A 23,839-nucleotide genomic window follows, 5' to 3' on the forward strand; every position below is an offset into this window, starting at 1 on the left:
GAGCCAGCCACTGGTCTTCACCGGTGTGTTACGTCACGCCGGCCCCTGCGATGAGACGGCGGCGAGTTTCTTGGCGTCGCTGCGGATTCCGAAGGCCGAGATCACCTCGAACACCCCGACCACGATCAGGATGATGCCGGTGACCTGAGTAAGGGCCACCAAACCCTCCAACGGGGCGACGAACATGATGATGCCGGCGATGACGCTGACGATGCCGAGGATGATCTCCCAGATACGCCCCGGCAGTGAGGGATCTCCGATTGCAGACATCGCCGTCGCGACACCGCGGAAGATGAACCCGACGCCGATCCAGATTGCCAGCAGGTCGATCGAATTCTGGAGATTGATGAAGCACAGCACCGCAAGTACGAGAGCTGCCGCGCCGCCGATGAACAGCAACACCCGTCCGCCGACCGACGAACGGATGCTGAACGCCAGAACGAGCTGCGAGATACCGGTGATCAACAGATAGGCGCCGAAAAAGATGGCGGTGACGAAGATTGCTGCTCCGGGACGGATGAAAACGAGGATGCCCAGGAGGATCGCGAGGATGCCGCCGACCAATGCAGACTTCCACAGGTGCGGCAACAGGCTTGGGGCAGCGGTGCTTTCCATGGTCGCAGTGTGGCATACACAGCGGCCCTGAACACGGATTTTACGGTACGGCTGTGGCGTCGAAGCATGCTCGTTAAGGTTCCGTTACCGGCGCTGCACCCCTGGCCGGGGGCCGTTAACGTCTCCGATCTGGGATAGCCCGACCACAGCCGCAGACGAAAGAGAAGAGGCAACCGTGACTGTTGGATGTCGTCCCCGACGAAGCAAGTTGTGGCGTTTCGCGGTGGTCGTCGCCGCAAGCGGTGCGCTCGCCATGTCGGGCTGTGCGAACAATACCGAATCCGGCGGTTCCGAAACCAAGGCGACCAACCCGGCAAAGGTTGAGAAGGTCGATGCGATCGCCAACACCGTGCCCGAACCGATCAAGTCGAGCGGCAAGCTCATCGTCGGCACCGACCCGTCGTACCCGCCCAACGAATTCAAGGACCCCGCCGGCCAGATCATCGGCTTCGACGTCGATCTGATGAATGCGATCGCTGCCACCCTCGGCCTCACACCGGAGTACCGGGCGTCGTTGTTCGACAAAATCATCCCGTCGGTCCAAGGCGGTAACTACAACCTCGGCATGTCCTCGTTCACCGATTCGAAGAAGCGTGAAGAACAGGTTGACTTCGTGACCTACTTCAATGCGGGCTCGGCCTGGGCGCAGAAGGTCGGTGCGGGGATCAACCCCGAGGACGCGTGCGGCAAGAAGATCGCCGTCCAGACGGCCACAGTGCAGGACACCGAAGAACTCCCCGCGCGCAACGAGAAGTGCATCAAGGACGGCAAACCCGCGATCCAGGTGGTCAAGTTCGACGACCAGACGGCCGCCACCAGTGCCGTCATGCTCGGGCAGGCCGACGCCATGTCGGCGGATTCCCCGGTGACGGCGTACGCGATCAAGCAGAGCAACGGAAAGCTGGAGGCGGCAGGGGACATCTTCGATTCCGCCCCGTACGGCTGGGCCGTGCAGAAGGGATCGCCGCTTACCGCGTCACTGCAGCAAGCACTTCAGCACCTGATCGACAACGGTGTGTACAAACAGGTCGCCGCCAATTGGGGTGCAGAGAACGGGATGATCGACAAGCCGGTCGTCAATGGTGCGATCAACTGAGCCGCCGATGAGTGATGCATCGCCGCCACCCGCCATCGACGCTGTTCCACTGCGACATCCGTGGCGGTGGGTGGCGGCGATCGTCATACTCGTCCTGCTCGGGTTGTTCGTTTATGGCGCAGCGACCAACGAGGCGTACGGATGGGACACGTACGCCAAGTACCTCTTCGACCAACGCATTTCGGAAGCAGCCTGGAACACGCTGCAGCTGACCATCTACTCGATGATCCTGGCGCTGGTCCTCGGCGTGCTGCTCGCGGTGATGCGGCTGTCGCCGAACCCGGTCCTCAAGGCCGTTTCGTGGACCTATCTGTGGATATTCCGCGGTACGCCGATCTATGTGCAATTGGTGCTCTGGGGGCTCGTCCCGGTCATCTACAACAACATTCAGATCGGCGTACCCTTCGGTCCGCGGTTGTTCGAGTTCAGCCTGTCCGATCCGAATGTGTTCTGGCTGGCGGTCCTCGGCCTCGGCCTCAACGAGGCCGCCTACATGGCCGAGATCATCCGCGGCGGTCTGATCTCGGTGCCCGAAGGTCAGACCGAGGCCTCCACCGCGCTAGGCATGTCCTGGGGAATGACCATGCGCCGCACGGTTCTGCCCCAGGCGATGCGCGTCATCATCCCGCCCACCGGCAACGAATTCATCAGCATGCTGAAGACCACGTCGCTGGTCACCGCGGTCCCGTACAGCTTCGAATTATATGGGCGCTCAAAAGATATCGGCGTGGCGCTGTTCGAACCGGTGCCCCTGCTATTGGTGGCCTCCACCTGGTATCTCGCGATCACCAGCGTGCTCATGGTCGGGCAGTACTACCTCGAGCGGCACTTCTCGCGGGGTGCCTCACGCAAACTCACCACCAAACAACTCGAGGCATTGGCCAAAGCGCAGATGGGAGAACCACATCCATGACCGCCGCCGCCGAACCGATGGTGCGGGCCGAAAGTGTGTGCAAGAACTTCGGCGCCCTGCACGTGCTCAAGGGTGTCACCCTGGACGTCAGCCGGGGTGAGGTGCTGTGCATGGTCGGGCCGTCGGGTTCGGGAAAGTCGACGTTCTTGCGGTGCATCAACCATCTCGAGCAGGTCAATGCCGGCCGGCTCTACGTCGACGGCGAGCTGATCGGCTATCGCGAGCGCGGCGGCAAGCTGCATGAGATGCCCCCGCGAGAGGCCGCCCGGCAACGCCGCGACATCGGCATGGTGTTCCAGCATTTCAACCTGTTCCCGCACCGTACGGCGCTGGAGAACATCATCGAGGCACCCATCCGGGTCAAGAAGGTGAAGAAGGACGCCGCGGTGGCCCGGGCCAGAGATCTCCTCGATCAGGTGGGGTTGGCCGCCAAGGCGGACGCCTATCCGGCCCAGCTGTCGGGCGGGCAGCAGCAGCGGGTGGCCATCGCCCGGGCCCTGGCGATGAACCCCAAGCTGATGCTGTTCGACGAGCCGACCTCGGCACTGGACCCCGAGTTGGTCGGAGAGGTGCTGGCGGTGATCAAGAAGCTCGCCGGCGAGGGCATGACCATGGTGGTGGTCACCCACGAAATGGGCTTCGCCCGTGAGGTCGCCGACAAGATGGTGTTCATGGACGGCGGGGTAATCGTGGAGAGCGGCCCTCCGCGCGAGGTGATGGCCAACCCGAAACATGAACGTACAAAGGAGTTTCTGTCGAAGGTGATGTAGCGTCGGATACGTGGTTTCGGCACGAGATGACGTATTTGTCACGGTCGCTGAGCTCCGTGACCGCATCGCCTCGGGCGCCCCGGTCACCGTGCTGGACGTGCGATGGTCATTGGCCGAGCCCGACGGTCAACAGGCTTATCTCAACGGTCACCTGCCCGGTGCCGTCTACGTGTCCCTCGACGATGAACTGGCCGATCACCGCATCACCGGCCGAGGCCGTCATCCGCTGCCCTCGGGAGCCGATCTGCAGTCCTCGGCGCGTCGTTGGGGGGTGCGCGCGGGTGTACCGGTCGTGGTTTACGACGACTGGAACCGAGCCGGGTCGGCCCGGGCCTGGTGGGTGCTCACCGCGGCCGGGATCGACGGTGTACGCATTCTCGACGGCGGTTTGGCCGCCTGGTCGGCGGCGGGTGAACCGCTGCAATCCGGCCCGGTCACGCCCGAATCCGGCGACGTCGACGTCGTTCACCACGACCTGTACCACGGCGCGCTGCGCACCCTGACCGCCGAACAGGCGCAGTCCGGGGTTGGAGTGCTGTTGGATGCGCGGGCCCCGGAACGCTTCCGTGGTGACGTGGAACCGCTGGATCCGGTGGCCGGCCACATCCCTGGCGCGGTCAATCTGCCCAGCACCCAGCTGCTCGCCGCGGACGGCACGTTGGCTGCGGACGCCGGGCTCCACGCGTTGCTCGCCGATCGAGGCGTGGCCGGGGGTGCAGAGGTGGGTGCCTATTGCGGGTCGGGCGTGACTGCAGCGCTCGCCGTGGCCGGCCTGGCTGCTGCCGGGGTGGATGCGGCGCTCTATCCGGGGTCGTGGTCGGAATGGGCGTCGGATCCGGACCGTCCCGTGGCCCGGGGTGACCGGTAGGCCCGACGCGCGAAATCGCTGCACCCGGTCGCCGGCCGGCCACTTTATGCTGGGCAAATGCAGCGCCGCCCGGACCCGGTCACCCCGTTGTGGCGTGCCGCGCAGATATTTCGGCTGCTGAGCTGTCTGTACGCGCTGGGCTTTCAGATCGCGATCAACGACGACCTGTCGCGTCCGGTACCGGCAGCCGCGCTGTGCGCCGTGCTGATCGCCTGGAGCATCGCGTGTGCCGTCGCATACCTTCAGGGTTTCGGCCGCCGTCCCTCATGGGTGATCGCCGAGATCGTGGTGGTCCTGGCCCTCATGCTCTCCACCGAATGGGTGGCGTCCGATCAGTGGATCGCCGACAACCAGTCCTGGCCCACCACCTTGTGGGCGACCAATGCCACCATTTCGGCAGCACTGCAGTTCGGCCCCGTCGGCGGAATGACGGCCGGGCTGGCAGTGATGGCTGCCGCGGCTGCGCTCAAGGGCTATGTCAGCGTCAACCTGGGCCGTAACGCCACCCTCGTCATCGAATTGGCCGTCGGTTTGGCGGTGGGCATGGCCGCACAGACCGCACGTCGTGCCCATGCGGAGTTGGAGCGTGCGGTACGGCTGGCGGCCTCGTTGGAGGAGCGGGAGCGCTTGTCGCGCCGGGTACACGACGGAGCCATCCAAGTGCTGGCGCTGGTGTCGCGGCGGGGACGCGAGATCGGCGGTGAGGCAGCCCAATTGGCTGAACTGGCCGGTGAGCAGGAGCGCGCCCTGCGCCGACTGGTCAGCGCACCCGACCCGGAATTGCACACCGGTGGAGCCACCGACATCGGGGCGTTGCTGCGGGCCCGGGCCTCGGACCGGGTATCGGTCAGCATTCCGGCAGAGCCGGTGCTGCTGGATTCCGAAACCGCCCACGAGCTGCTCGCCGCGGCCGGCAACGCACTCGACAACGCGGCTGCGCACGCCGGGCCAGACGCCCGGGTTTTTGTGCTGCTGGAAGACCTGGGGGATTCGGTGACGGTGAGTATCCGCGACGACGGTGTGGGCATTGCCGAGGGAAGGCTGGACGAGGCGGTCCGCGAAGGTCATGTGGGGGTGACGAAATCGATTGTGGGCCGCATGGATTGGCTGGGCGGACGGGCGCAGCTGCACACCGCGCCGGGATGCGGGACGGAATGGGAGCTGACGCTACCTCGCCCGGCCCGTGCCGCGAGCGAGAAGGGACAGGCATGACCGAGACAGCACTGCGGGTGATGGTCGTCGATGATCATCCGATCTGGCGGGACGCGGTGGCACGTGACCTAGGCGATGAGGGATTCGACGTCGTGGCCACCGCCGACGGGGTGGGATCGGCGCGTCGGCGCGCCGGTGTGGTCCAGCCAGACGTGGTGGTGATGGACATGAGTTTGTCCGACGGCAGTGGTTCCACGGCCACCGCGGAAGTGCTGACGGTGTCACCGTCGTCGCGAGTGTTGGTGCTGTCGGCCTCCGACGAACGCGACGACGTCCTGGAAGCGGTGAAGGCCGGAGCCACGGGGTATCTGGTCAAGAGCGCGTCGAAAGCTGATCTGACCGCAGCGGTGCGGGCCACCGCCGAGGGGCGGGCGGTGTTCACCCCCGGGCTGGCCGGCCTCGTGCTGGGTGAGTACCGGCGCATCGCCCAACAGCCCGCCGACGGCCCGGCTACTCCGAGCCTGACCGAGCGGGAGACCGAGGTGTTGAGGTACGTGGCTAAAGGGTTGACCGCCAAACAGATCGCCACCCGCCTGTCGTTGAGCCACCGCACGGTGGAAAATCACGTCCAGGCGACGTTCCGCAAACTGCAGGTCGCCAACCGGGTCGAATTGGCCCGCTACGCCATCGAACACGGCCTCGACGAGTAGTCCTACTCATCACGGCAGCCGAATTTGTTGCCACGCTGAGCGCATGAGCGAACCTCATCGCGTTGTGATCGCCAGGATGTCGTCGGATCTGGCTGCGATATCGGCGTATATGAACCGGGTGTCGGCAGATCTGGGTGCCTTGGGCCGCATGCTCGATCAGCCACCGGCACCCGTGCCCACGCCGTGGGCCCCACCCGCTGCGCCGTCACTGTCCCCGGCGCCGACCACACCGGTTCCGCCGCCTGTGCCCGCGGTTCGCCCGCAGCGATCGGAAGGCTGGATCGGCAAGGCGCTCGCGGTGGCCGGGGTGACCGTGACGCTCACAGGTGTGGTGTTGCTGCTGGTGCTGGCCGCGCAGGCAGGAATCTTGCGCCCCGAGTTCCGGGTTGCCGCGGGCGCTGCCCTGGCTGCGGGCTTGGTGGGTGCCGGATGGTGGCTTTATCGCCGGCCGGGCGGGCGGGCCGGCGCGATTTCGTTGGCTGCGACCGGTGTCGCCGCCGCATACATGGACGTGATTGCCGTGACGACGATCTACGGCTGGGTGTCGGCACCGTTCGGTCTGGCCTTGGCCGCGGTGATCGGTGGCGGCGGCCTGATGCTGGCGCGCCGGTGGAACTCAGAACAGCTGGGCTTGCTGGTGCTGGTGCCGCTCGTCGCCCTGGCACCCGTCGTGACCGATGGGGTGACGCTGTTGCTGATCGGTTTCATGCTCGCCTTGTCGGCTGCCGCACTGCCGCTGCAGTTCGGCCGGGACTGGCTCTGGTTGTATGCGGCGCGTATGGCCGCGCCCACGTTGCCACTGTTGATCGCGGTGGCGGCGGCGTCGATCGATGGCCGGGACGACCTGGTGCTCGCGATGACTTGCGGGCTCGCGGCCGTACTGGCGTTGGCGGGCGGGGTGCTCGTGTTGCGTTGGACCACCAGACCGGCGGCGACGGCGGTGTTGACAGCGGGCGGCGTTCTCCCGGTGCTGGGTGTGGGCGGAGCGGTCGATCGCGTCATTGCAGCGCTGCTGGCAGCGGCGCTGGCAGCAACATTGGTGGCGATCGTGGCCCTCGGTGACCGTCTGCCCGGCGTGGGCATCGTGGTGCGCCAGGTGTGGTCGGTACTGGCGGCGGTCGCCGCGCTGATCGCGGTCCTGGTCGCCTTCGACGGGCCAGTGGCCGGGCCGGTGGTGTTGGCGATGTCCGCGGTGGTCGCCGTGGCCGGGCGCCACCAGGATGTTGCGCGGTCCATCGCTGTCGGCCTGGCAGTGGTGGGCGGCGTGATCTACCTCGACTCCGCTGCTCCGGACATCCTGCTCAGCGCCACCAAAATGTCTGCAGGCCTTACGGTTTCGGTGCTGATCGGTAGTGTTCTGGCGATCGCCGCGGCCGCTGCCATCTCGTGGTCGGTCGCCGGTGAAGGAGATCAGGAAGTGGCCCGGTTGGTGTGGATGGTCGCGGCCGCGGCGGCGGGATATGCGGTCACGGTGTTCAGCGTCACCGCCGGTGTTCTCATCGGCGGTACCGGGGCCGGCTTCTTCGGCGGCCACATGGCAGCGACCATCTGCTGGATCGCGGTGGCCGCCGGGTTGCTCGGCTACGCGGCACGGCGCCCCAGAGCGCAGCGATCGCTGCCGATCGGCGGCGGAATGGCACTCGTGGCGGCAGCCATGGCGAAACTGTTCCTGTTCGATCTGGGAACCCTCGACGGGATGTTCCGCGTCGCGGTGTTCATCGTTGTCGGGTTGGCGCTGCTGGGCATGGGCGCCGGCTACGCACGCTTGCTCAGTCAGCAGGACCAGGTGACTGGTGAGCAGCCGTTGTGAGCGTGGCCACAGATTCATTAATCTGGATTGATTCCAGATTATGCATCGTTGTGAATGGCATGAGTACACGTCGAAACGAATCCGACATCGAAGGTTTCCAAGCCACCCCGGAGTTGGGCGGCCATCTGCAGCAGGTGCTCGTCGACCTGATCGAGCTGGGGGTTCAGGGCAAGCAGGCCCACTGGAACGTCGTCGGCACCAACTTCCGGGATCTGCACCTGCAACTGGACGAGGTGGTCGATTTCGCCAGGGAGGGCAGCGACACGATCGCCGAGCGGATGCGCGCTTTGGACGCCGTCCCGGACGGACGCTCGGACACCGTCGTGGCGAGCACGACGCTTCCTCAGTTTCCCGCCTATGAGCGCAGCACCGGCGAGGTGGTCGACCTCATCGCCACCCGGATCTACGCGACTGTGGACACCTTGCGAAGCGTCCACGACTCGGTGGATGCGCACGATCCCACCACGGCAGACATCCTGCACCAGCTGATCGACGGTCTGGAGAAGCTGGGCTGGCTGATCAAATCGGAGAACCGCAAGGTCTAACCGTCTAACCGCCGGCCGGCGGCACGACCGGGGCGGTGTTCACCGGGCTCGCATCCTCGAGCCGGATGCGTACCGCCTCGTCGCGGCGCCCGACCAGGTACCAGGTGTGCATCAGCCCCTTGCCCTTGACCTCGACATCACCACGTTCCTCCAACACGAAGGCATGGCTGATTCGGTCATAGACGTTCTGCGGCACCTGAATTCGGCCGGCGATGTCTGTGGTCTCCATTCGCGATGCCACGTTGACCGCGTCGCCCCAGACGTCATAGAAGAACTTGCGGGCCCCGACCACGCCGGCCACCACGGGCCCGGCTGCCAGCCCGATCCGCAGCGGCACTGCGCGGCCTCGTGGATCCTTGAGGTCTGCGACGGCAGCGGCGAGGTCCAGGGCCAGGCAGGCCAGTGCCTCGATGTGATCGGCCCGCGGCCTGGGCACCCCCGAGACCACCATGTAGGAGTCGCCGCTGGTCTTGACCTTCTCCAAGCCGTGCCGGTCCACCAGAGCATCGAGGTCGGTGTAGAGCCGGTCCAGAAAGCGCACGAGCTCTGTGGGGGTGATATCGCTGGACCGTTCGGTGTAACCGGCGATGTCGGCGAACAGGATCGAAGCGTCGTCGTACTTGTCGGCGATGATCGTGCGTGACGGTTCCTTGAGTCGCTGGGCGATCGTGGCCGGCAGGATATTGGCCAGCAGTTGTTCGGATCGTTGATATTCGGCTTCCATCGCCTGCTCGGCGCGCGCGATCTCGCGTAACGACATCCAGACGGTGGCAAACACCATTACCGCCGCAGAAACCGTGGAGACCACGAAGCCGGCGGTCAGGGCCCATGGTGGCCCGAGACCACGATCCTCTGGAACGACGATCTGCAGCGCGATGGTGGCGGCGACGGCAAAGGCTGCCAACGTGGCCGCCAGCACGATGCGCTCGATCCCCAGCACCAGCACCGCCAGCGATACCGCCACCACGAAATAGAACTGCAAACCCGAGCCGGTACCGATCGCGAAGCACATCACGGACACGGACACGTACGCGATCAGGAAGAACGCCAGCGGCGCGATGAGTTCGCCGAAGCGGTACAGAAGTGGCACCAGAACGAACAGACCTGCAGAAACGAGGTTGACGAAGCCGAGCCGCCACATCGGTCCGTCAAGAGCCAGCTGGAAGATTCCGAAACCGGCCGACACCGTGGCGGCGATCCACGTCGCGATCGTCAACACCCGCAGTCGGCTCGACACGCTCTGCGCATAGTGTCGAGTGCGCGCCGACACGCGGTTGTTCAGCGCCATCTCGGGCATACACACCGAGCGGCGGAACTCGCTGACCACCACGGACAAAGGGTATCGCCGTCAGCCGCTCCGTTGGCCGACATTGACGCGGCCGCTATTTCGAATCATGGTCCAGCAAATCCGACGGAACGTCGGTATGCCACAATGGGAACCTGTTCCAGTGCGCGCGGATATTCCGCGAAATCTTCTGGGGGGCTCATTCGTGGACCGGTCATGGGTGCGTAACACCGCAGCTGGCTGTGCAATCGCTTGTGGGGCCATGGTCGCTGGGCCGGGCATGCTCGGCACCGGGGTGGCTTCAGCGCATTTGTTCGGTGTCGATATACACGACCTCTTCGACCACAAGAAGAAGAACAAAAAGTCCCACGCCGTGGCCAATGTGGGCCCGCAGCGTGGCGGTGGAGTCAAGAATTCCGGTGGCGGCCTCTCAGGGCCGAACGCGGCCCAGAGCACCAAGCCCGAAGCGAAGATCGGGACCACGAGGACCACCAAGATCTCGACCGGTCAGACCGCCACCAGCGTGGGCGGCGCCGAGGCTCCAGGGGCCGCGGCGCGCACGGGAACGTTCGCCGAATCACCGCAGTCGTCCAGCGCCGGCACCAGCGTGGGACCGGCTCCGTCGGCGGTCCTGTCGGGCAGCGCCGGTCAGGTATCCACGGGAGTCATGGCCGGCGGCGGCGGAGGCGGGGCCGCGGGCGCCCCGACCAACGGAAACCTCGGCCGGGCCCCGAACCTCGCGCCCGTGCCAACGGCCCCGAGCAGCCGCACGATCGTCATCCGGTCGACCCCGCCCAAGGCTCCCGTCACGCCGGCTGCTCCGATCGCGCCGGCGCCGGCCCCCGTGGCGGTCCCTCCCGCCCCGGTCGTCTCCGTCCCGGTGCCCGTGGCCCCGCCGGTGGCGGCACCGCCTGCGGCTCCCGGCCCGGGCCGGCCCGAGCCGTCGGAACCCCCAGCAGCGCAGCCACATTCGATGCCTGCGGTGCCAGAGTCGTTCCGACTGGGATACGCCGATTATCTGCGCACCGCCAGCACGAGCGACCTGTTGTTCGCCGTGCTCCCCGGACTCGCCGGCATGCTCTTGATGACGGCGGCCGGTGGAGCGGTCGGCGTCCGGCAGGCGCGTGCCGCCCAGACACTGCCGTCACCTCAGATCGCCCGGTTCTTGCCATAGCGGCACGGTGATGACGCGCGGGGAGCATGACCGCAGACGTTCTGCTGCCTCGGTCTATCGGATGAGTCCGCTGGTTTGGGCGTTCGTCGCTGCGGCCATCGTGTCGATGGCCGGGGGAGTGCTGTTGATCGCTGGTTGGGGTCGCGGAGAATTGTCGGGCTCGCTCTGGGGGCCGGTGACGGCTCCGTTGCTTCTGGCGACAGGTTTCGGGCTCGTCGCATATCAGGAAGCCAAGGCGGTGAAGCCCGAACGCGAAGCGCCAGAGCCGGCCGGCGCCGTTGCCGAGGTGCACAATCCGCTGGGCATCGTGTTCTGGTTGTCCGCCGCGCTGGCGCTGGTCGTCGTTGCCGTGGTGGCCTCGAGCGTGACGAGATTCGTGCGCAGGGCGATCCGTGCCGGTGGTATCGACAAGCTCGATACCACCGGACTCGCTGCGATCGGTATGACGGTGTTGACTGCGATGGCCTTGCTGGCCACCGTGCTGGCGGCTGTCGCAATGCCCGTTCGAATCATCCGCTCGTACGGGCGCACCCACCTTTGGCTGTCGCACGAAGGGATCGGCTACTCGCCTTCGGCTGCCGACGACCCGGGCTTCCGGCCGTGGGACAGCGTCACGGCTGTCACTCATTCTTCCCGAGACTTCCGCGGCGTCGTCTACAGCCACGCGTGGACGATCCGCACCGGCAACCCGGGTTGGCAAACCACCGTGGTGTACCCCGCAGGGGCGGTGCCCCGGCCTCGGGCGATTCGTCAGGCGATAGCCGACCTCGCCCCGGCCACCGTTGAGGTGGTCTGACCACGGTAGTGGGTAGCCACGAGTGGGTTTACAACCGCTTGATCGGATGGATTCATCGTGGCATGCTGCGTCCTGCCGGCCGTCCGCAGCAATGGCGCACTCCATGGTCCTTTCATAGCGGGTCCACATCCAGTTCCTACATTTCGGCGGTGTGAGGAAGGTTCGGCAGTACCGGATCGGGGCTGCCATCGGCGGTGATGGTTGGTGTGCCAGCGCAAGCGCCCTTGCGGTGATTGTCAAGGCGTCTAACCGATTCCGATGAACTACGTCGTTTGCGACAAATTGACGGACGGGCATGGTTTACTCTTCGGGATCGGGTGCGCTCCTTGCGGCCATCGCACGTTTGCGGGGCTTCGCGGACGGTCAAACCCGGAGTGCGGCCCGTGGGCCGGGCTCGTTTGGCCGCACCCGATCACAAATGCATGTTTGCGCACCACGCAAGGTGTCGGCACGGAGACAGTCGGAGGAGCTCGCGATTTTCAGGATCCTGAAGCGGCTGTGGATTCCGCTTGTACTGGTGATGGTGGGAGTCGCGGGCGGGTTCACCGTGTCGCGACTGCACGGTGTCTTCGGCAGTCAGAGTCGCCCCGCCTATACGAGTGCAGAACGTGAGGAGAAGCGGCCTCACGACCCCAAGCACCTGGTGTACGAGGTGTTCGGTCCGCCGGGGACAGTCGCGACGATCAGCTATTTCGATGCCGATGCTGAGCCACAACTGGTCAAGGATGCGACACTGCCATGGTCGGTGGAGTTCCCGATTTCCGAGGCGACGGCGATGGGAAACGTCACGGCGCAGGGCAACACCGACAGCATCGGGTGCCGCATCCTGGTCGGCGATGAAGTCAAAGACGAGAAGGTTCGGCAAGGGGTCAGCGCCTTTACCTTCTGCGTGCTGAAGGCCGCATGAGTACCGACAGCGAACCCGCCACGGAGCCGTTGCCGGTGAGCGCACCACCGCCGTTCGTCGCGCGGATGGTCCGTCGACTGTCGGTGCCGATCATTCTTGCGTGGTTGGCCATCACCGTCCTGTTGAGCGTGGCCGTTCCCTCGCTCGAGCAGGTGGAGAAAGACCATGCGGTCGCGATGGATCCCACCGCTGCTCCCTCGTTCGAGGCGATGCAGCGGATGGGTGAGCTGTTCGGCGAGTCAGGTTCCAACGCCGTCGCGATGATCGTGCTGGAGGGCGACCAACCCCTCGGTGACGAGGCACACGGCTATTACGACGACATAGTTCGTCAGTTGGAGGCCGACCCAACCCATGTGCAGCACGTCCAAGATTTCTGGGGCGATCCGCTGACTCAGGGTGCGGCCCAGAGCGTCGACGGCAAGGCCACCTATGCGCAAGTGACCCTGACTGCAAACAAAGAGATCTCGGCGATCAAATCGCTGGAGGCGATGCGAGCGATCGTCGAGCGGGTACCAGCGCCTCCGGGAATCAACGCCTACGTCACCGGACCGGCAGCGTTCGCAGCGGATCTCGGCCCCGCCGGCAACAGAACGGTCGCGCTGGTCACCTCATTGAGCCTCACAGTGATCTTCGTGATGCTGTTGCTCGTCTATCGGTCGATCATCTCTGTCGTTCTCATGCTGGTGGTCGTCGGCATCGAATTGACGGTGGCCCGAGGGGTGGTCGCGTTCCTTGGCAGTCTCGGAGTCATCGGAATCACGACGTTCGTCGTCAACCTGCTGGTAGCACTGGCGATCGCGGCAGGCACGGATTACGGAATCTTCTTCACCGGTCGGTATCAGGAGGCGAGGCAGGCCGGGGAGGACAAGGAAGCGGCTTTCTACACGACTTTCCGCAGTGTCTCAAAGGTGGTCGTAGGGTCCGGTTTGACGATTGCCGGGGCGATTCTGTGTTTGCATTTCACCCGGCTACCGGTATACCAAACTCTCGGCGTTCCAACCGCTGTGGGCATGGTCGCCGCAGTCGCGGTTGCGGTCACGCTCGTTCCCGCGGTCATCGCGGCAGGCAGCCGCTTCGGATTGTTCGAACCCAAGCGGAAGATCGCGGTACGTCGATGGCGGAAGGTCGGCACCGCGGTCGTGCGATGGCCCGGGCCCATACTCGTTGCCACATGCGCGGTTTCGCTGATCGGATTGTTGGCGCTTCCCGCCTACAAGCCCAGTTACAACGACCAGAAGTACATTCCGCAAGACATTCCGGCCAATGTGGGTTACGCGGCGGCCACCCGACATTTCCCGCAGTCGTTGATGATGGCGCCTGACATTCTGTTGGTCGAGGCCGACCACGACATGCGGAATCCGGTCGACTTTCTGGTGCTGAACAAGCTGGCCAAGGGAGTGCTGTCGGTCCCCGGCGTCTCGACGGTCCAGGCGCCGACTCGCCCCGGCGGTGAGCCGCTCAAGCACTCGACGATCCCGTACATGCTGAGCATGAGCAACGCGTCTCAAACGCATCTGATGCCGTTCCAGAAGAATCGCATGGACGATCTGCTGGTCCAGGCCGAGGACATGCAGAAAACGATCGCCATCGTGAAGCGCATGCAGGCCTTGACCGAAGAGATGGTCAGCACCACGCACCGGATGGTCGCCGATACGCACGAGCTGCAGGAGACAACCAATCTACTGCGCGATCACGTCGCGAACTTCGACGATTTCTTCAGACCGATCCGCAACTATTTCTATTGGGAGCCGCACTGTTACACGATTCCGATCTGTTCGTCCATCAGGTCGGTGTTCGACACCCTCGACGGCATTGACCAGATCACGGTCAAAATGGTTGACCTGGTTGCCAATCTGGATCGACTCGACGCGATCCTGCCGCAACTGGCGGAGCAGTTTCCGGTGATGATCTCGACCATGGAATCCACCCGGACCATGATGCTGACGATGCACAGCACCATGTCCGGGATCATGGAGCAAATGGAGGAGACCTCCGACAACGCTACCGCGATGGGCAAGGCATTCGACGCCGCCCAGAACGACGACTCCTTCTATCTCGCTCCAGAAGTATTCGAGAACAAGGACTTTCAACGCGTCATGGACATCTTCCTGTCTCCGGATGGGAAGGCCGCCCGCATGCTCATCTCGCAACGGGGCGACCCGGCGACCACCGAGGGGATGTCGCTGGTCGGCCCGATTGAAACCGCCGCCGAAGAAGCGCTCAAAGGCACACCTCTGCAGAATGCCAAGATCTCTCTCACGGGTACCGCGGCGTCTGTCAAAGACCTGGTCGAAGCGTCCACCTACGATCTCCTGATCGCTGCGGTCGCGGCCCTGTGCCTGATTTTCGGCATCATGCTGATCGTCACGCGGAGTTTGATCGCCGCGATGGTGATCGTTGGCACGGTGGCACTTTCGTTGGGGGCAGCGTTCGGGCTCTCGGTGCTCATCTGGCAGCACATCCTCGGCATGCCATTGAACTGGGTAGTTCTGGCGATGTCCGTGATCGTTCTGTTGGCTGTCGGTTCTGACTACAACCTGCTGTTGGTGTCGCGGATGAAGGAGGAGATCGGGGCCGGGATCAATACGGGCATCATCCGGGCGATGGGCGGCAGTGGCAAGGTGGTTACCGCTGCCGGCCTGGTGTTCGCGTTCACCATGCTCGCCATGGTGGTCAGCGACCTCGTCACCATCGGTCAGCTGGGCGCCACCATCGGTGTCGGGTTGCTGTTCGACACGCTGGTGGTACGTGCCTTCATGACGCCGGCGATCGCCGCTCTGCTCGGGCGGTGGTTCTGGTGGCCACAGCAGGTGCATCCACGCCCTCTCAGTGCCTCACGTCGGACGGCCGGACGCGCCCAGCTTGTCCGCTCCATCCTGCAGAGGGAAGAGCGCTGACCGGCATGAAAACGTCTTCCTTTCGTGCGGTGAAGGCCGTATGAGCAGTCGGCAGCCAGACGGCCGACCAGCGTTGATCGCTCGGGTGATCTATCGGCTGGCGGTGCCGATCATTCTCGGCTGGCTGATGATCACCGCCGTAGTCAGCTTCGCAGTTCCTTCGCTGGAACAAGTCGGGCGCGAAAGCTCTGTATCGCTTGTCCCCAAAGACGCGCCGTCGTTTCGGGCCATGCAGCGAATGGGCCAGGTGTTCAAGGAATCCGATTCCGACAGCGTCGCGATGATCGTCTTGGAGGGCGAGCAACCTCTCGGCGAAGACACACACGGCTATTACGACGCGCTGATCCGCAAGTTGCGAGCCGACACCACACATGTGCAGCACGTCCAGGATTACTGGGGAGACTCACTGACCGCGGCTGGCGTCGAAAGTGCCGACGCTCTGAGTACCTATGTCCAGGTGAATCTCGCAGGTAACCAAGGCCAAGCCCTGGCGAACGAATCCGTCGAGGCTGTCCGCGACATCGTGGAAGGCACGCCTGCGCCGCCTGGGGTCAGTGCGTACGTCACTGGTCCGGCACCGCTGATGACGGATATGAACCACGCCGGTGATACGTCGATCATCAGAATCACTCTGGTCACCCTGGTGGTGATCTTCACGATGCTGCTGTTCGTGTACCGCTCGATCATCACTGTCGTTCTCTTGCTGATCATGGTCGGCATCCAGGTGCAGGCAGCCAGGGGAGTAGTCGCGTTCCTGGGAGACCAGGATTTCATCGGGCTGTCGACCTTCGCGGTCAATCTGCTGGTGTCGCTGGGGATCGCGGTCGGAACGGACTACGGAATATTCTTCGTCGGGCGCTACCACGAGGCACGCCAGGCCGGTGAGGATCGCCAAACCGCGTTCTACACCACCTATGGCAGCGTAGCCAAAGTCGTTGTGGCATCGGGTTTGACCATTGCCGGAGCCCTCTACTGTCTGAGCTTCACTCGCTTGCCGTATTTCGAGACGATGGGCATACCATCGGCCGTCGGTATGGCGGTCGCGGTCGCCGTGGCCGTCACGCTGGTCCCGGCTGTCATCGCCGTCGGCGGCAGGTTCGGGCTTTTCGAACCCAAGCGGAAGCTGATGGTCCGTAGGTGGCGTGGTGTGGGCACCGCGGTGGTCCGATGGCCGGTGCCGATTCTGGCGGCGGCGTGTGCGGTGGCGTTCGTCGGGCTGCTGGCTCTGCCCGGATACCAGACCAGCTACGACGACCGACTGTATGTCCCCCAAGACATTCCGGCCAATCTCGGCTACACGGCCGCGGAGCGACATTTTCCCGAGTCGCGAATGACGCCCGACATCTTGATGCTCGAGGCAGACCACGACATGCGCAATCCGACGGACTTTCTGGTACTCCACAAACTGGCCAAGAATGTCTTCGCCGTACCGGGAATTGCCACGGTCCAGAGCATCACCCGTCCCGAGGGGAGCCCGATCGAGCGTACGTCGATCCCCTTTCAGATCAGCCTGCAGAGCGCAGGCCTGCTCCAGATCGTGCCGTTCGCCAAAGCCCGCATGGATGACATGTTGAAGCAGGCCGACGACATGCAGAAGATGATCACGCAGATGCAGGGGACCTACAACCTGATGAAGCTGATCGGCTCGATCACTCACAACACAGTGCTGTTGACGGGCGAAACAGCTGAACTCACCGACCAGTTGATGGCGACCGTCGCGAGCTTCGACGACTTCTACCGGCCGCTCCGCAACTACCTGTACTGGGAACCACACTGCTACGACATTCCGGTCTGCTTCGCCATCCGATCGGTATTCGATGCGCTCGACGGAACGGACAAGCTCAGCCTCCAGTTGCACAAACTGCTCGACAACCTGGTGCGGGTCGACGGGTTACAGGCGCAACTCGTCACGCAACTGCCGCCGATGATCGACATCATGAAGTCGATGCGGACCATGATGCTGACGATGCACAGCACCATGTCCGGGATGATCGCGATCATGGACGAGACGACCTCGAACGCTACCGCGCTGGGCCAGATCTACGACGGCGCCCAGAATGACGACTCGTTCTATCTGCCTCCGGAAGTGTTCGAGAACAAGGACTTCCAACGTGCGATGAGCCTGTTTTTCTCACCGGATGGCAAGGCAGTGCGGCTGATTCTGACCCACCGGGGTGATCCCGGAACACCTGAGGGCATCGCGCGGGTCGATGCCGTGCGGACGGCCGCCGAAGAAGCGATCAAGGTGACCCCGCTGGAGAACGCATCGATCCACCTGGCAGGCACCGCGGCGACATACAAAGATCTGCGTGACGGGTCCAAATTCGACCTCTTGATCGCGGGCGTCGCCGCGCTGTGCCTGATTTTCGGCATCATGCTGATCGTGACGCGGAGTCTGATCGCCGCGTTGGTGATCGTTGGCACGGTGGCACTTTCGTTGGGGGCGGCGTTCGGACTCTCGGTGCTCCTCTGGCAGCACATCCTCGGCATCGAATTGCACTGGCTCGTTCTGGCGATGTCCGTGATCGTTCTGCTGGCCGTCGGTTCTGACTACAACCTGCTGTTGGTGTCGCGGATGAAGGAGGAGGTCGGGGCCGGGATCAATACGGGCATCATCCGGGCGATGGGCGGCACCGGCAAGGTGGTGACGTCTGCCGGCCTGGTGTTCGCGTTCACCATGTTGTCGATGGTGGTCAGTGACTTACGCATCATCGGGCAAGTCGGGTCCACCATTGGGCTGGGGTTGCTCTTCGACACTCTGGTGGTACGTGCATTCATGACGCCGGCGATCGCGGCACTGCTCGGGCGGTGGTTCTGGTGGCCGCTGAGGGTCCGACAGCGGCCGTCCAGTGCGGTTCTGGGGCCTGCGACACTGCCGGCCGGCCCACTGGTCAAGCAGGACGTGTGATTTCGTGTCATGGCCGACCTGTGAAATTTATGGATGTAATCCGGCCGGGCCGATTACAGTCGGAATGGTCGGGAGCAATGGTAGGGAGGAAGTTTGCATATGTTCCGTCCGTCCTTGACCGGGTTGGCCGTCGGAGTGGGAGGGCTGGCCGTGTCGCTGACCGCTGGGGTCGGTATCGCATCCGCAGGGCCCAACCTGGATTCCGCGATCAACACGACGTGTACGTACCCGCAGTTGGTATCGGCGCTCGATGCGCAGGATCCCCAAGTCCGCATGGCATTCGACCAATCGCCGATATTGCAACGCGGCTTACGTCAATTCCTTGCTGACACACCGGATAAGCGCGCTCGGACGGCCCAGGATGTCGCGAATGCTCCGCTGTTCCAGCCGTACCTCGGCTCGATTGAGCAAGCCTTCAATACCTGTAACAACTTCTGATCCTGGAGGCGCCGAGTGGTAGCCGGGTTTCGCCCGATAGGGATGCGCTAGTGTCGAGAGTATCTGCGGTGAAGTGCGATTCGCAGCAATCGCAACCCGACGGATACGTAGCTGACGTAAGCCGCCCAATTTCGGACCCACCGTTGGCGGAGTGGTGCTTGTGAACCGAGCCTCAAGCGGCGAGGTTGCTGCTCGCCCGGTCGCGCTGTTCGTGTTGGGTGTGCCCCGATCTGGAACGTCGGCGGTTACCCGAGTTCTTTCCCTGTGCGGAGCGCGGCTCCCCGCCGGGCTGTCGGGTGCCGATCCGCGAAACCCCCGTGGATACTGGGAGCCACGTGCGTCGCTGCATCTCAACAACACGATTCTGCGCAGCCACGGCAGTGCCGTGTTCGACGCCTCACTGCGCTTGCAGGAGGAAGAGGGGTTTGATGCAGACGAGAAGGCAGCCTGCATCAACAAAATCGGGCAGTTTCTCGCTACGTTGCCGTCCGCGCCTCTTGTACTCATCAAAGATCTTCAGATAACGCTGCTGTCCAGTTTGTGGTTCGAGGCCGCGCGGATGGCGGGCTTTGACATCGCTGTGGTGAACATGGTGCGTCCGCCGCAGGAAGTCATCGCCTCCGGTGCGGCGGACTTCCTGACGTTGCCGGAGCTCGGAAGCGCACTTTGGCTGAAGTTCAATCTGTTGGCCGAGAGGGACACACGCGGTCTGCCGCGCGTGTTCGTCGAATACGCAAACCTTCTCGATGATTGGCGTCGAGAGGTGAAGCGGATCTCCGTAGCCCTTGGTATCGATCTGGATACGCGCGATGAGGCGGCGATCGAGGAGTTTCTGACACCGGATCTACATCGTCAGCGCCAGAGTGAGCCGGTGCAGGAAACGTTCGGCACGGACTGGATTTCTGTCGTCTATGAGACGCTCCACGCGGCTGCGCTCGACGAATCTTGGGACCAGAGCGCGCTGGACCGCGTCTATGCCGAATACCGGGCGAGCGAACAAGGTTTTCGAAAGGTCTTCGAGAATTCCTTCCGCTTGCACAAACTCAATCGATTCATCCGGCCATCCCTGCTGAAGTTGCGTTACGAGGTCGTTGCGATGGCTCACCGGCGCCGGGGGACTTGGGCCTGATGAGAACCCGCGGCGCGTCCAAACGGTCTGCATCACTGGATAATCGGCTCGCATTGGCAGACGAGGCACTACTGGCGGAACATCACGCCGCCGGGATGAACGTCGTCATACAGGTCACGTGGTTGTATGAGGGGCCTGTCGATCTCGAAGGGTTGCGGCGGTTTCACCACTTTCTCGGTCGTGGACTGTTGGGCCGCCGCATCGAGCGTCCTGCGCTGCCGGTTGCCCGGCACCGGTGGGTGCTGGATCGTGGACCGTCAGACCTTGACGTCGCCGAGTCGAGCTGTCCGCGAAGTGAATTGAGTCACTGGGTCGCTGAACGTTCGCAAATCACCGTCAATGCGGAGTTGGGTCCGAGCTGGAACCTCGGTGTGGTCACCCTCGACGACGGCTCGACGGCGGTCAGCCTGGTACTTTCGCACAACTTGATCGATGGCCTCGGGTTGGCGCTCGTCATCATCGAAGGGGTCCTGGGCAGAACTCGGGATCTCGGATACCCGCAACCGCAGTCGCGCACACGACTGCGCGCGTTGGGGCAGGATATTCGGCAAACATCCCGGGATGTGCCCAACGTGGCGCGGGCCCTGGTCGCGGCGATCAAATCGGCCCGGAAACAGACTCGCACTGCAGTTGACGATCGCCGTCGACCGGCGCCGCAGCCCGTTCCCGCCAAGGCATTCGGTGCCGATGACGTTGTCCTGGTGCCGGCACTGACGATATTCGTCGATCTGGATGACTGGGATGCCCGAGCAGAAGCTCTCGGCGGAGGGAGCCACACGCTGGCCGCGGCGTTCGCGGCCAAATTCGGGGAAGGTATCGGGCGGGTACGCGCGAAAGATGGCGTCGTCACTCTCCAGATCCCGATCAGCGACCGTACTTCCGAGGACGACACCCGCGCCATGGCGTTGTCGTATGCGCGGGTTGCCGTCGATCCGGCACAGGCCACCACGGATCTGCGCGACATTCGAGCTGCCGTCAAACAGACGCTGAGGAGCTTGAAAGAGTCCCAGGACGAGTCCGAGCAATTGCTGTGGCTGCCTTCGTTCGTGCCGAACCGGATGCTCAGGCAGATGGTGGCCCGCGCACCGGCGGATCCCGACCAGCCTGTGTTCGCTTCGTATCTCGGCGATCTGAGCCCATTGATCAGTCAGGCCGATGGAACCACAGCCGCCTTCGCCAACGCACGCACGACGGGGCAACGGGAATCGCGGCAGTTCCTCGAACGAACAGGCGGCCGCGCCGTCATTCTCTCCGGACGCATCAGCGGCAAGATCTTCATCAGTGTCGGTGCCTATCAGCCCGGAGCGGAGAACACCGTCTGCGCGTTGCGTGAACTGGCAGAAAAAACCCTGACCGAGTTTGGCCTAACTGGGGAAATCCACTGACGCGCGCGTTAACGCATGGGTAGCCTTGGCGTTTCGACCCCCGGACATTCAGTGCTTCAGCGTTGTTCGCAAACCGGTCGACCGGAGATCTCTGTCGAAAGATGCGCTATGAAATTGGTGCTCGCGAGCTATGGAACTCGTGGCGACGTGGAACCGTGCGTCGCGGTCGGTTGCGAGCTGTTGCGTCGGGGGCACGACGTGCGTTTGGCGGTGTCACCGGACCTGGTGGACTTCGCCGAGGCAGCAGGCCTGCCGACGGTCCCGTATGGGCCGGATACTGCGGTGTGGTCGGATGCGCACCGAGACTTCTGGATTCGATTCTTCGGCAACTTCTGGAAGGTGCGCGAACTTGCCGGACTGTGGCGTGAGATGCGGGAGATCGGAGAGTCTGTAGTCGGTTTCTGGGAAGAAATCTCTACCACGCTGAAGTCGCTGGCCGACGGGGCGGACTTGCTGATCACTTTTCTGAATTTCGAGCCGCCCGCCGTGAATGTTGCTGAATATTACCGCATTCCGTTGGCGACTGTTCACGTATCACCGGTGCGGCCCAATGGCCGGATGCTCGGATTCCTGCCGCCTGTGTTGGGGCGGGGTGTGCTGATGGTCTACGAGTGGGTGAACTGGCGTGGGGTGAAGAAGTTCGACGATGCTCAACGCCGTCAGCTGGGTCTGCCGAAGGCCGCTGTCTCCTCGCCGCGGCGGATCGCTGAACGTGGATCACTCGAGATCCAAGCCTACGATCAGGTCTGCTTTCCCGGATTGGCCGGCGAATGGGCGAAATGGAATGGTCAACGGCCCTTCGTCGGAGCATTGACGATGGAACTGACAACGGTGGGCGACCACGACGTGGCCGCCTGGATTGCGGCCGGAACACCGCCCATCTTCTTCAGCTTTGGCAGCACACCGGTCAAATCGCCCTCGGACACGCTCGCCATGATCGATACGGCCTGTAGGGAGCTGGGGGAGCGGGCGTTGGTGTGTGCCGGCTCGAGCGAGTTCGGCCCGACCTCTGACTCGGGCCGGGTCAAGGTCGTGGACACGGTGAATTTTGCGGCCGTCTTCCCAGCTTGCCGGGCGCTGGTGCACCACGGCGGTATGGGCACGATGTCAGCGGGGCTGCGGGCCGGAGTGCCGATGCTGGTGTATTGGACCGCGCTCGATCAGGGACTCTGGGCAGCTCGGGTAAAGCAGTTGAAAGTTGGTTTGGGCCGGCGTATCTCGACAGTTACCAGCGACTCGCTGGTCGCAGACCTGCGCACGATTCTCGATCCGAAATATGCCGCTCGGGCCGGCGAGGTCGCTACGCAGATGACCACACCTGACGAAAGCGTCGCCAGCACCGCAGATCTTCTGGAACGGTTTGCCGTCCAAGGCTACTTGACTGACGCAGGATAGCCGTGCGGGTCCCATATCGGAACCGCTGGGCATCCGATCCGTTCGAATGGCCGACCACCACCTCAGATGACGCCCAAGCCCCTCACTATCTGTAGTAGGCCGATCATCACAAATATGCCGATCATTATCTGGCGGCGGTTTGCCAGCGCCCAGTCGTGCACTGGTTGCAGCACCGCCTGGGTCCGTACCGGTGCGACCAAATGGCTCACCACGGCAACTTCGAAAACCGCGAACATCGCGACAACGAACAGGATGACGGCGATGATCTGGGTTCCCGTCGAGGCCCCGGAGGAGACCACGGTCGTCGCCACGAACAGGACCAACGGGAATCCAGGCAAGAATCCCATTCCGCAGACCAACGCGACCCATAAAGCGCCACTGTCCCAGGCTCTTTGAAGACGTCCGAACAGCCGTCGAATGGCTGATCCGCCCTCGGCCGTCTCTTCGATACCGGCGAACGGTGACGAGATCGGGGCCGGCCTCTCCGATTCCAGCACCTGGCTGGCGCCGCTGCCGCTCAGTGCTTGCGCGTGTGCTCGGCGGCGCACCCAGAAGCGCACCGCGATCAGCGCAGCAACCGACAATACGAGAACGCCCATGCCGAGTTGTATGTGCCGGGTCGCGGTCCCCGCGCCCGGAGCCTGAGGACTGAACATAGGCGCGCGGTGCAGCATCATCACTGGGATCACCAGTGCCGGAATATTGGTCGTGAGACAGCCGATCCAACAGACGAGCAGGTTTTGCACCGGACGTGGGCGGGAGATCACCAGGAGGATGAGGGCGAGCAGAGCGGGATTGACCGCCATCAGAACCGCCATCCCGAGTAGTGAGCCCCACACGGCCCGGGACACTACCCGCTGGTTGTTTGCATTTTGCAGCTTTCGCAACTCTGGTGATCTTGATCTGACTTCTTCGTGCGTGCACGCCGTGGGTGCTCGGGTTGCACCGCCACTGTTCGTTGCTGAGAGTGGTTGCTGTCATTGCAGTTTGATCTTCGAACCGAGTGGCCTGGCGATGTTGCCGACCGGCCGGCCGGGACGCATCCT

At 63.8% G+C, this 23,839-nt stretch carries 20 protein-coding genes; 17 read left to right on the forward strand and 3 right to left on the reverse strand.

The window, feature by feature from the left end; all coding sequences use genetic code 11:
• Positions 1 to 33: 33 nt before the first annotated feature.
• Positions 34 to 615 carry an HdeD family acid-resistance protein gene (locus E0T84_RS03330; protein ID WP_070184888.1) on the reverse strand — a complete coding sequence of 194 codons (582 nt, stop codon included), beginning with the start codon at positions 613 to 615 and terminating at the stop codon, positions 34 to 36.
• A 208-nt stretch (positions 616 to 823) separates the two neighbouring features.
• On the opposite strand from E0T84_RS03330, the gene E0T84_RS03335 reads away from it, so the two are divergent.
• The 8 genes from E0T84_RS03335 to E0T84_RS03370 are packed head-to-tail and all read left to right on the forward strand — an operon-like array spanning position 824 to position 8,479.
• Complete coding sequence (locus E0T84_RS03335) at positions 824 to 1,711, forward strand: ABC transporter substrate-binding protein (protein ID WP_070947238.1); 888 nt, start codon at positions 824 to 826, stop codon at positions 1,709 to 1,711.
• A 7-nt stretch (positions 1,712 to 1,718) separates the two neighbouring features.
• A complete protein-coding gene (locus E0T84_RS03340; RefSeq protein ID WP_070184890.1) occupies positions 1,719 to 2,624 on the forward strand; it encodes an amino acid ABC transporter permease in 906 nt (301 codons plus the stop codon).
• 17 nt (positions 2,625 to 2,641) lie between these two features.
• Positions 2,642 to 3,394: an amino acid ABC transporter ATP-binding protein gene (locus E0T84_RS03345; RefSeq protein WP_070184897.1), complete on the forward strand. Its 753-nt coding sequence runs from the start codon at positions 2,642 to 2,644 to the stop codon at positions 3,392 to 3,394.
• 10 nt (positions 3,395 to 3,404) lie between these two features.
• Entirely contained in the window at positions 3,405 to 4,262 is an 858-nt protein-coding gene (locus E0T84_RS03350) for a sulfurtransferase (protein ID WP_070184891.1), read from the forward strand.
• A 57-nt stretch (positions 4,263 to 4,319) separates the two neighbouring features.
• A complete protein-coding gene (macS, locus tag E0T84_RS03355; protein ID WP_070184892.1) occupies positions 4,320 to 5,474 on the forward strand; it encodes a MacS family sensor histidine kinase in 1,155 nt (384 codons plus the stop codon).
• Positions 5,471 to 6,124, forward strand: coding sequence for a response regulator transcription factor (locus tag E0T84_RS03360; RefSeq protein ID WP_138743748.1), 654 nt, complete (start codon positions 5,471 to 5,473; stop codon positions 6,122 to 6,124). The genes macS and E0T84_RS03360 overlap by 4 nt, the downstream gene beginning before the upstream one ends.
• A gap of 43 nt (positions 6,125 to 6,167) precedes the next feature.
• Positions 6,168 to 7,934 (forward strand): DUF2339 domain-containing protein, encoded by a 1,767-nt coding sequence (locus E0T84_RS03365; protein ID WP_070184894.1) that lies wholly within the window; start codon positions 6,168 to 6,170, stop codon positions 7,932 to 7,934.
• A gap of 59 nt (positions 7,935 to 7,993) precedes the next feature.
• Positions 7,994 to 8,479, forward strand: a complete 486-nt coding sequence (locus E0T84_RS03370; RefSeq protein ID WP_138743749.1) for a Dps family protein — start codon at positions 7,994 to 7,996, stop codon at positions 8,477 to 8,479.
• 4 nt (positions 8,480 to 8,483) lie between these two features.
• Here the strand turns inward: E0T84_RS03370 and E0T84_RS03375 are convergent, their stop codons facing one another.
• A complete protein-coding gene (locus tag E0T84_RS03375) occupies positions 8,484 to 9,776 on the reverse strand; it encodes an adenylate/guanylate cyclase domain-containing protein (protein ID WP_070184898.1) in 1,293 nt (430 codons plus the stop codon).
• A 250-nt stretch (positions 9,777 to 10,026) separates the two neighbouring features.
• Between E0T84_RS03375 and E0T84_RS03380 the strand changes: the two genes are divergently transcribed.
• The 9 genes from E0T84_RS03380 to E0T84_RS03420 all read left to right on the forward strand — a co-directional run bounded on the left by E0T84_RS03380 (position 10,027) and on the right by E0T84_RS03420 (position 22,793).
• Positions 10,027 to 10,938, forward strand: a complete 912-nt coding sequence (locus E0T84_RS03380) for a hypothetical protein (protein ID WP_138743750.1) — start codon at positions 10,027 to 10,029, stop codon at positions 10,936 to 10,938.
• A 61-nt stretch (positions 10,939 to 10,999) separates the two neighbouring features.
• Entirely contained in the window at positions 11,000 to 11,734 is a 735-nt protein-coding gene (locus tag E0T84_RS03385; protein WP_138743751.1) for a hypothetical protein, read from the forward strand.
• Positions 11,735 to 12,230: 496 nt separating this feature from the next.
• On the forward strand, positions 12,231 to 12,641 hold the full coding sequence (locus E0T84_RS03390; protein WP_138743854.1) for an MmpS family transport accessory protein: 411 nt from the start codon (positions 12,231 to 12,233) through the stop codon (positions 12,639 to 12,641).
• Positions 12,638 to 15,538 (forward strand): RND family transporter, encoded by a 2,901-nt coding sequence (locus E0T84_RS03395; RefSeq protein ID WP_070189404.1) that lies wholly within the window; start codon positions 12,638 to 12,640, stop codon positions 15,536 to 15,538. The genes E0T84_RS03390 and E0T84_RS03395 overlap by 4 nt, the downstream gene beginning before the upstream one ends.
• A gap of 40 nt (positions 15,539 to 15,578) precedes the next feature.
• Positions 15,579 to 18,446, forward strand: a complete 2,868-nt coding sequence (locus E0T84_RS03400; protein ID WP_138743752.1) for an RND family transporter — start codon at positions 15,579 to 15,581, stop codon at positions 18,444 to 18,446.
• A gap of 99 nt (positions 18,447 to 18,545) precedes the next feature.
• Positions 18,546 to 18,884: a hemophore-related protein gene (locus E0T84_RS03405; RefSeq protein WP_070189406.1), complete on the forward strand. Its 339-nt coding sequence runs from the start codon at positions 18,546 to 18,548 to the stop codon at positions 18,882 to 18,884.
• A gap of 151 nt (positions 18,885 to 19,035) precedes the next feature.
• The gene (locus E0T84_RS03410; protein WP_371725689.1) at positions 19,036 to 20,013 is read left to right on the forward strand and encodes a sulfotransferase family protein; all 978 of its coding nucleotides are present in this window, start codon (positions 19,036 to 19,038) and stop codon (positions 20,011 to 20,013) included.
• A complete protein-coding gene (locus E0T84_RS03415) occupies positions 20,013 to 21,398 on the forward strand; it encodes a hypothetical protein (RefSeq protein ID WP_138743856.1) in 1,386 nt (461 codons plus the stop codon). Before E0T84_RS03410 ends, E0T84_RS03415 begins: the two co-directional genes overlap by 1 nt.
• Positions 21,399 to 21,506: 108 nt before the next feature.
• On the forward strand, positions 21,507 to 22,793 hold the full coding sequence (locus E0T84_RS03420; protein WP_138743753.1) for a glycosyltransferase: 1,287 nt from the start codon (positions 21,507 to 21,509) through the stop codon (positions 22,791 to 22,793).
• 62 nt (positions 22,794 to 22,855) lie between these two features.
• Here E0T84_RS03420 and E0T84_RS03425 read toward each other — a convergent pair whose 3' ends face one another.
• Positions 22,856 to 23,611 (reverse strand): GAP family protein, encoded by a 756-nt coding sequence (locus E0T84_RS03425; protein WP_083284554.1) that lies wholly within the window; start codon positions 23,609 to 23,611, stop codon positions 22,856 to 22,858.
• Between the last annotated feature and the right edge of the window lie 228 nt (positions 23,612 to 23,839).

It is taken from the genome of Mycobacterium sp. DBP42 (genome assembly GCF_005924235.1).
Taxonomy (GTDB): Bacteria; Actinomycetota; Actinomycetes; order Mycobacteriales; family Mycobacteriaceae; genus Mycobacterium; species Mycobacterium syngnathidarum.

What these genes read in the sequence shown, in the direction of transcription:
- E0T84_RS03400 (WP_138743752.1), top strand. Translation starts at nt 15,579, where the DNA reads ATGAGCAGTCGGCAGCCAGACGGCCGACCAGCGTTGATCGCTCGGGTG.
- E0T84_RS03380 (WP_138743750.1), top strand. Translation starts at nt 10,027, where the DNA reads ATGGTCGCTGGGCCGGGCATGCTCGGCACCGGGGTGGCTTCAGCGCAT.
- E0T84_RS03395 (WP_070189404.1), top strand. Translation starts at nt 12,638, where the DNA reads ATGAGTACCGACAGCGAACCCGCCACGGAGCCGTTGCCGGTGAGCGCA.
- E0T84_RS03425 (WP_083284554.1), bottom strand. Translation starts at nt 23,611, where the DNA reads ATGGCGGTTCTGATGGCGGTCAATCCCGCTCTGCTCGCCCTCATCCTC.
- E0T84_RS03420 (WP_138743753.1), top strand. Translation starts at nt 21,507, where the DNA reads ATGAAATTGGTGCTCGCGAGCTATGGAACTCGTGGCGACGTGGAACCG.
- E0T84_RS03345 (WP_070184897.1), top strand. Translation starts at nt 2,642, where the DNA reads ATGGTGCGGGCCGAAAGTGTGTGCAAGAACTTCGGCGCCCTGCACGTG.
- E0T84_RS03330 (WP_070184888.1), bottom strand. Translation starts at nt 615, where the DNA reads ATGGAAAGCACCGCTGCCCCAAGCCTGTTGCCGCACCTGTGGAAGTCT.
- E0T84_RS03370 (WP_138743749.1), top strand. Translation starts at nt 7,994, where the DNA reads ATGAGTACACGTCGAAACGAATCCGACATCGAAGGTTTCCAAGCCACC.
- E0T84_RS03360 (WP_138743748.1), top strand. Translation starts at nt 5,471, where the DNA reads ATGACCGAGACAGCACTGCGGGTGATGGTCGTCGATGATCATCCGATC.
- E0T84_RS03340 (WP_070184890.1), top strand. Translation starts at nt 1,719, where the DNA reads ATGAGTGATGCATCGCCGCCACCCGCCATCGACGCTGTTCCACTGCGA.
- macS (WP_070184892.1), top strand. Translation starts at nt 4,320, where the DNA reads ATGCAGCGCCGCCCGGACCCGGTCACCCCGTTGTGGCGTGCCGCGCAG.
- E0T84_RS03415 (WP_138743856.1), top strand. Translation starts at nt 20,013, where the DNA reads ATGAGAACCCGCGGCGCGTCCAAACGGTCTGCATCACTGGATAATCGG.
- E0T84_RS03375 (WP_070184898.1), bottom strand. Translation starts at nt 9,776, where the DNA reads ATGCCCGAGATGGCGCTGAACAACCGCGTGTCGGCGCGCACTCGACAC.
- E0T84_RS03385 (WP_138743751.1), top strand. Translation starts at nt 11,000, where the DNA reads ATGAGTCCGCTGGTTTGGGCGTTCGTCGCTGCGGCCATCGTGTCGATG.
- E0T84_RS03365 (WP_070184894.1), top strand. Translation starts at nt 6,168, where the DNA reads ATGAGCGAACCTCATCGCGTTGTGATCGCCAGGATGTCGTCGGATCTG.
- E0T84_RS03405 (WP_070189406.1), top strand. Translation starts at nt 18,546, where the DNA reads ATGTTCCGTCCGTCCTTGACCGGGTTGGCCGTCGGAGTGGGAGGGCTG.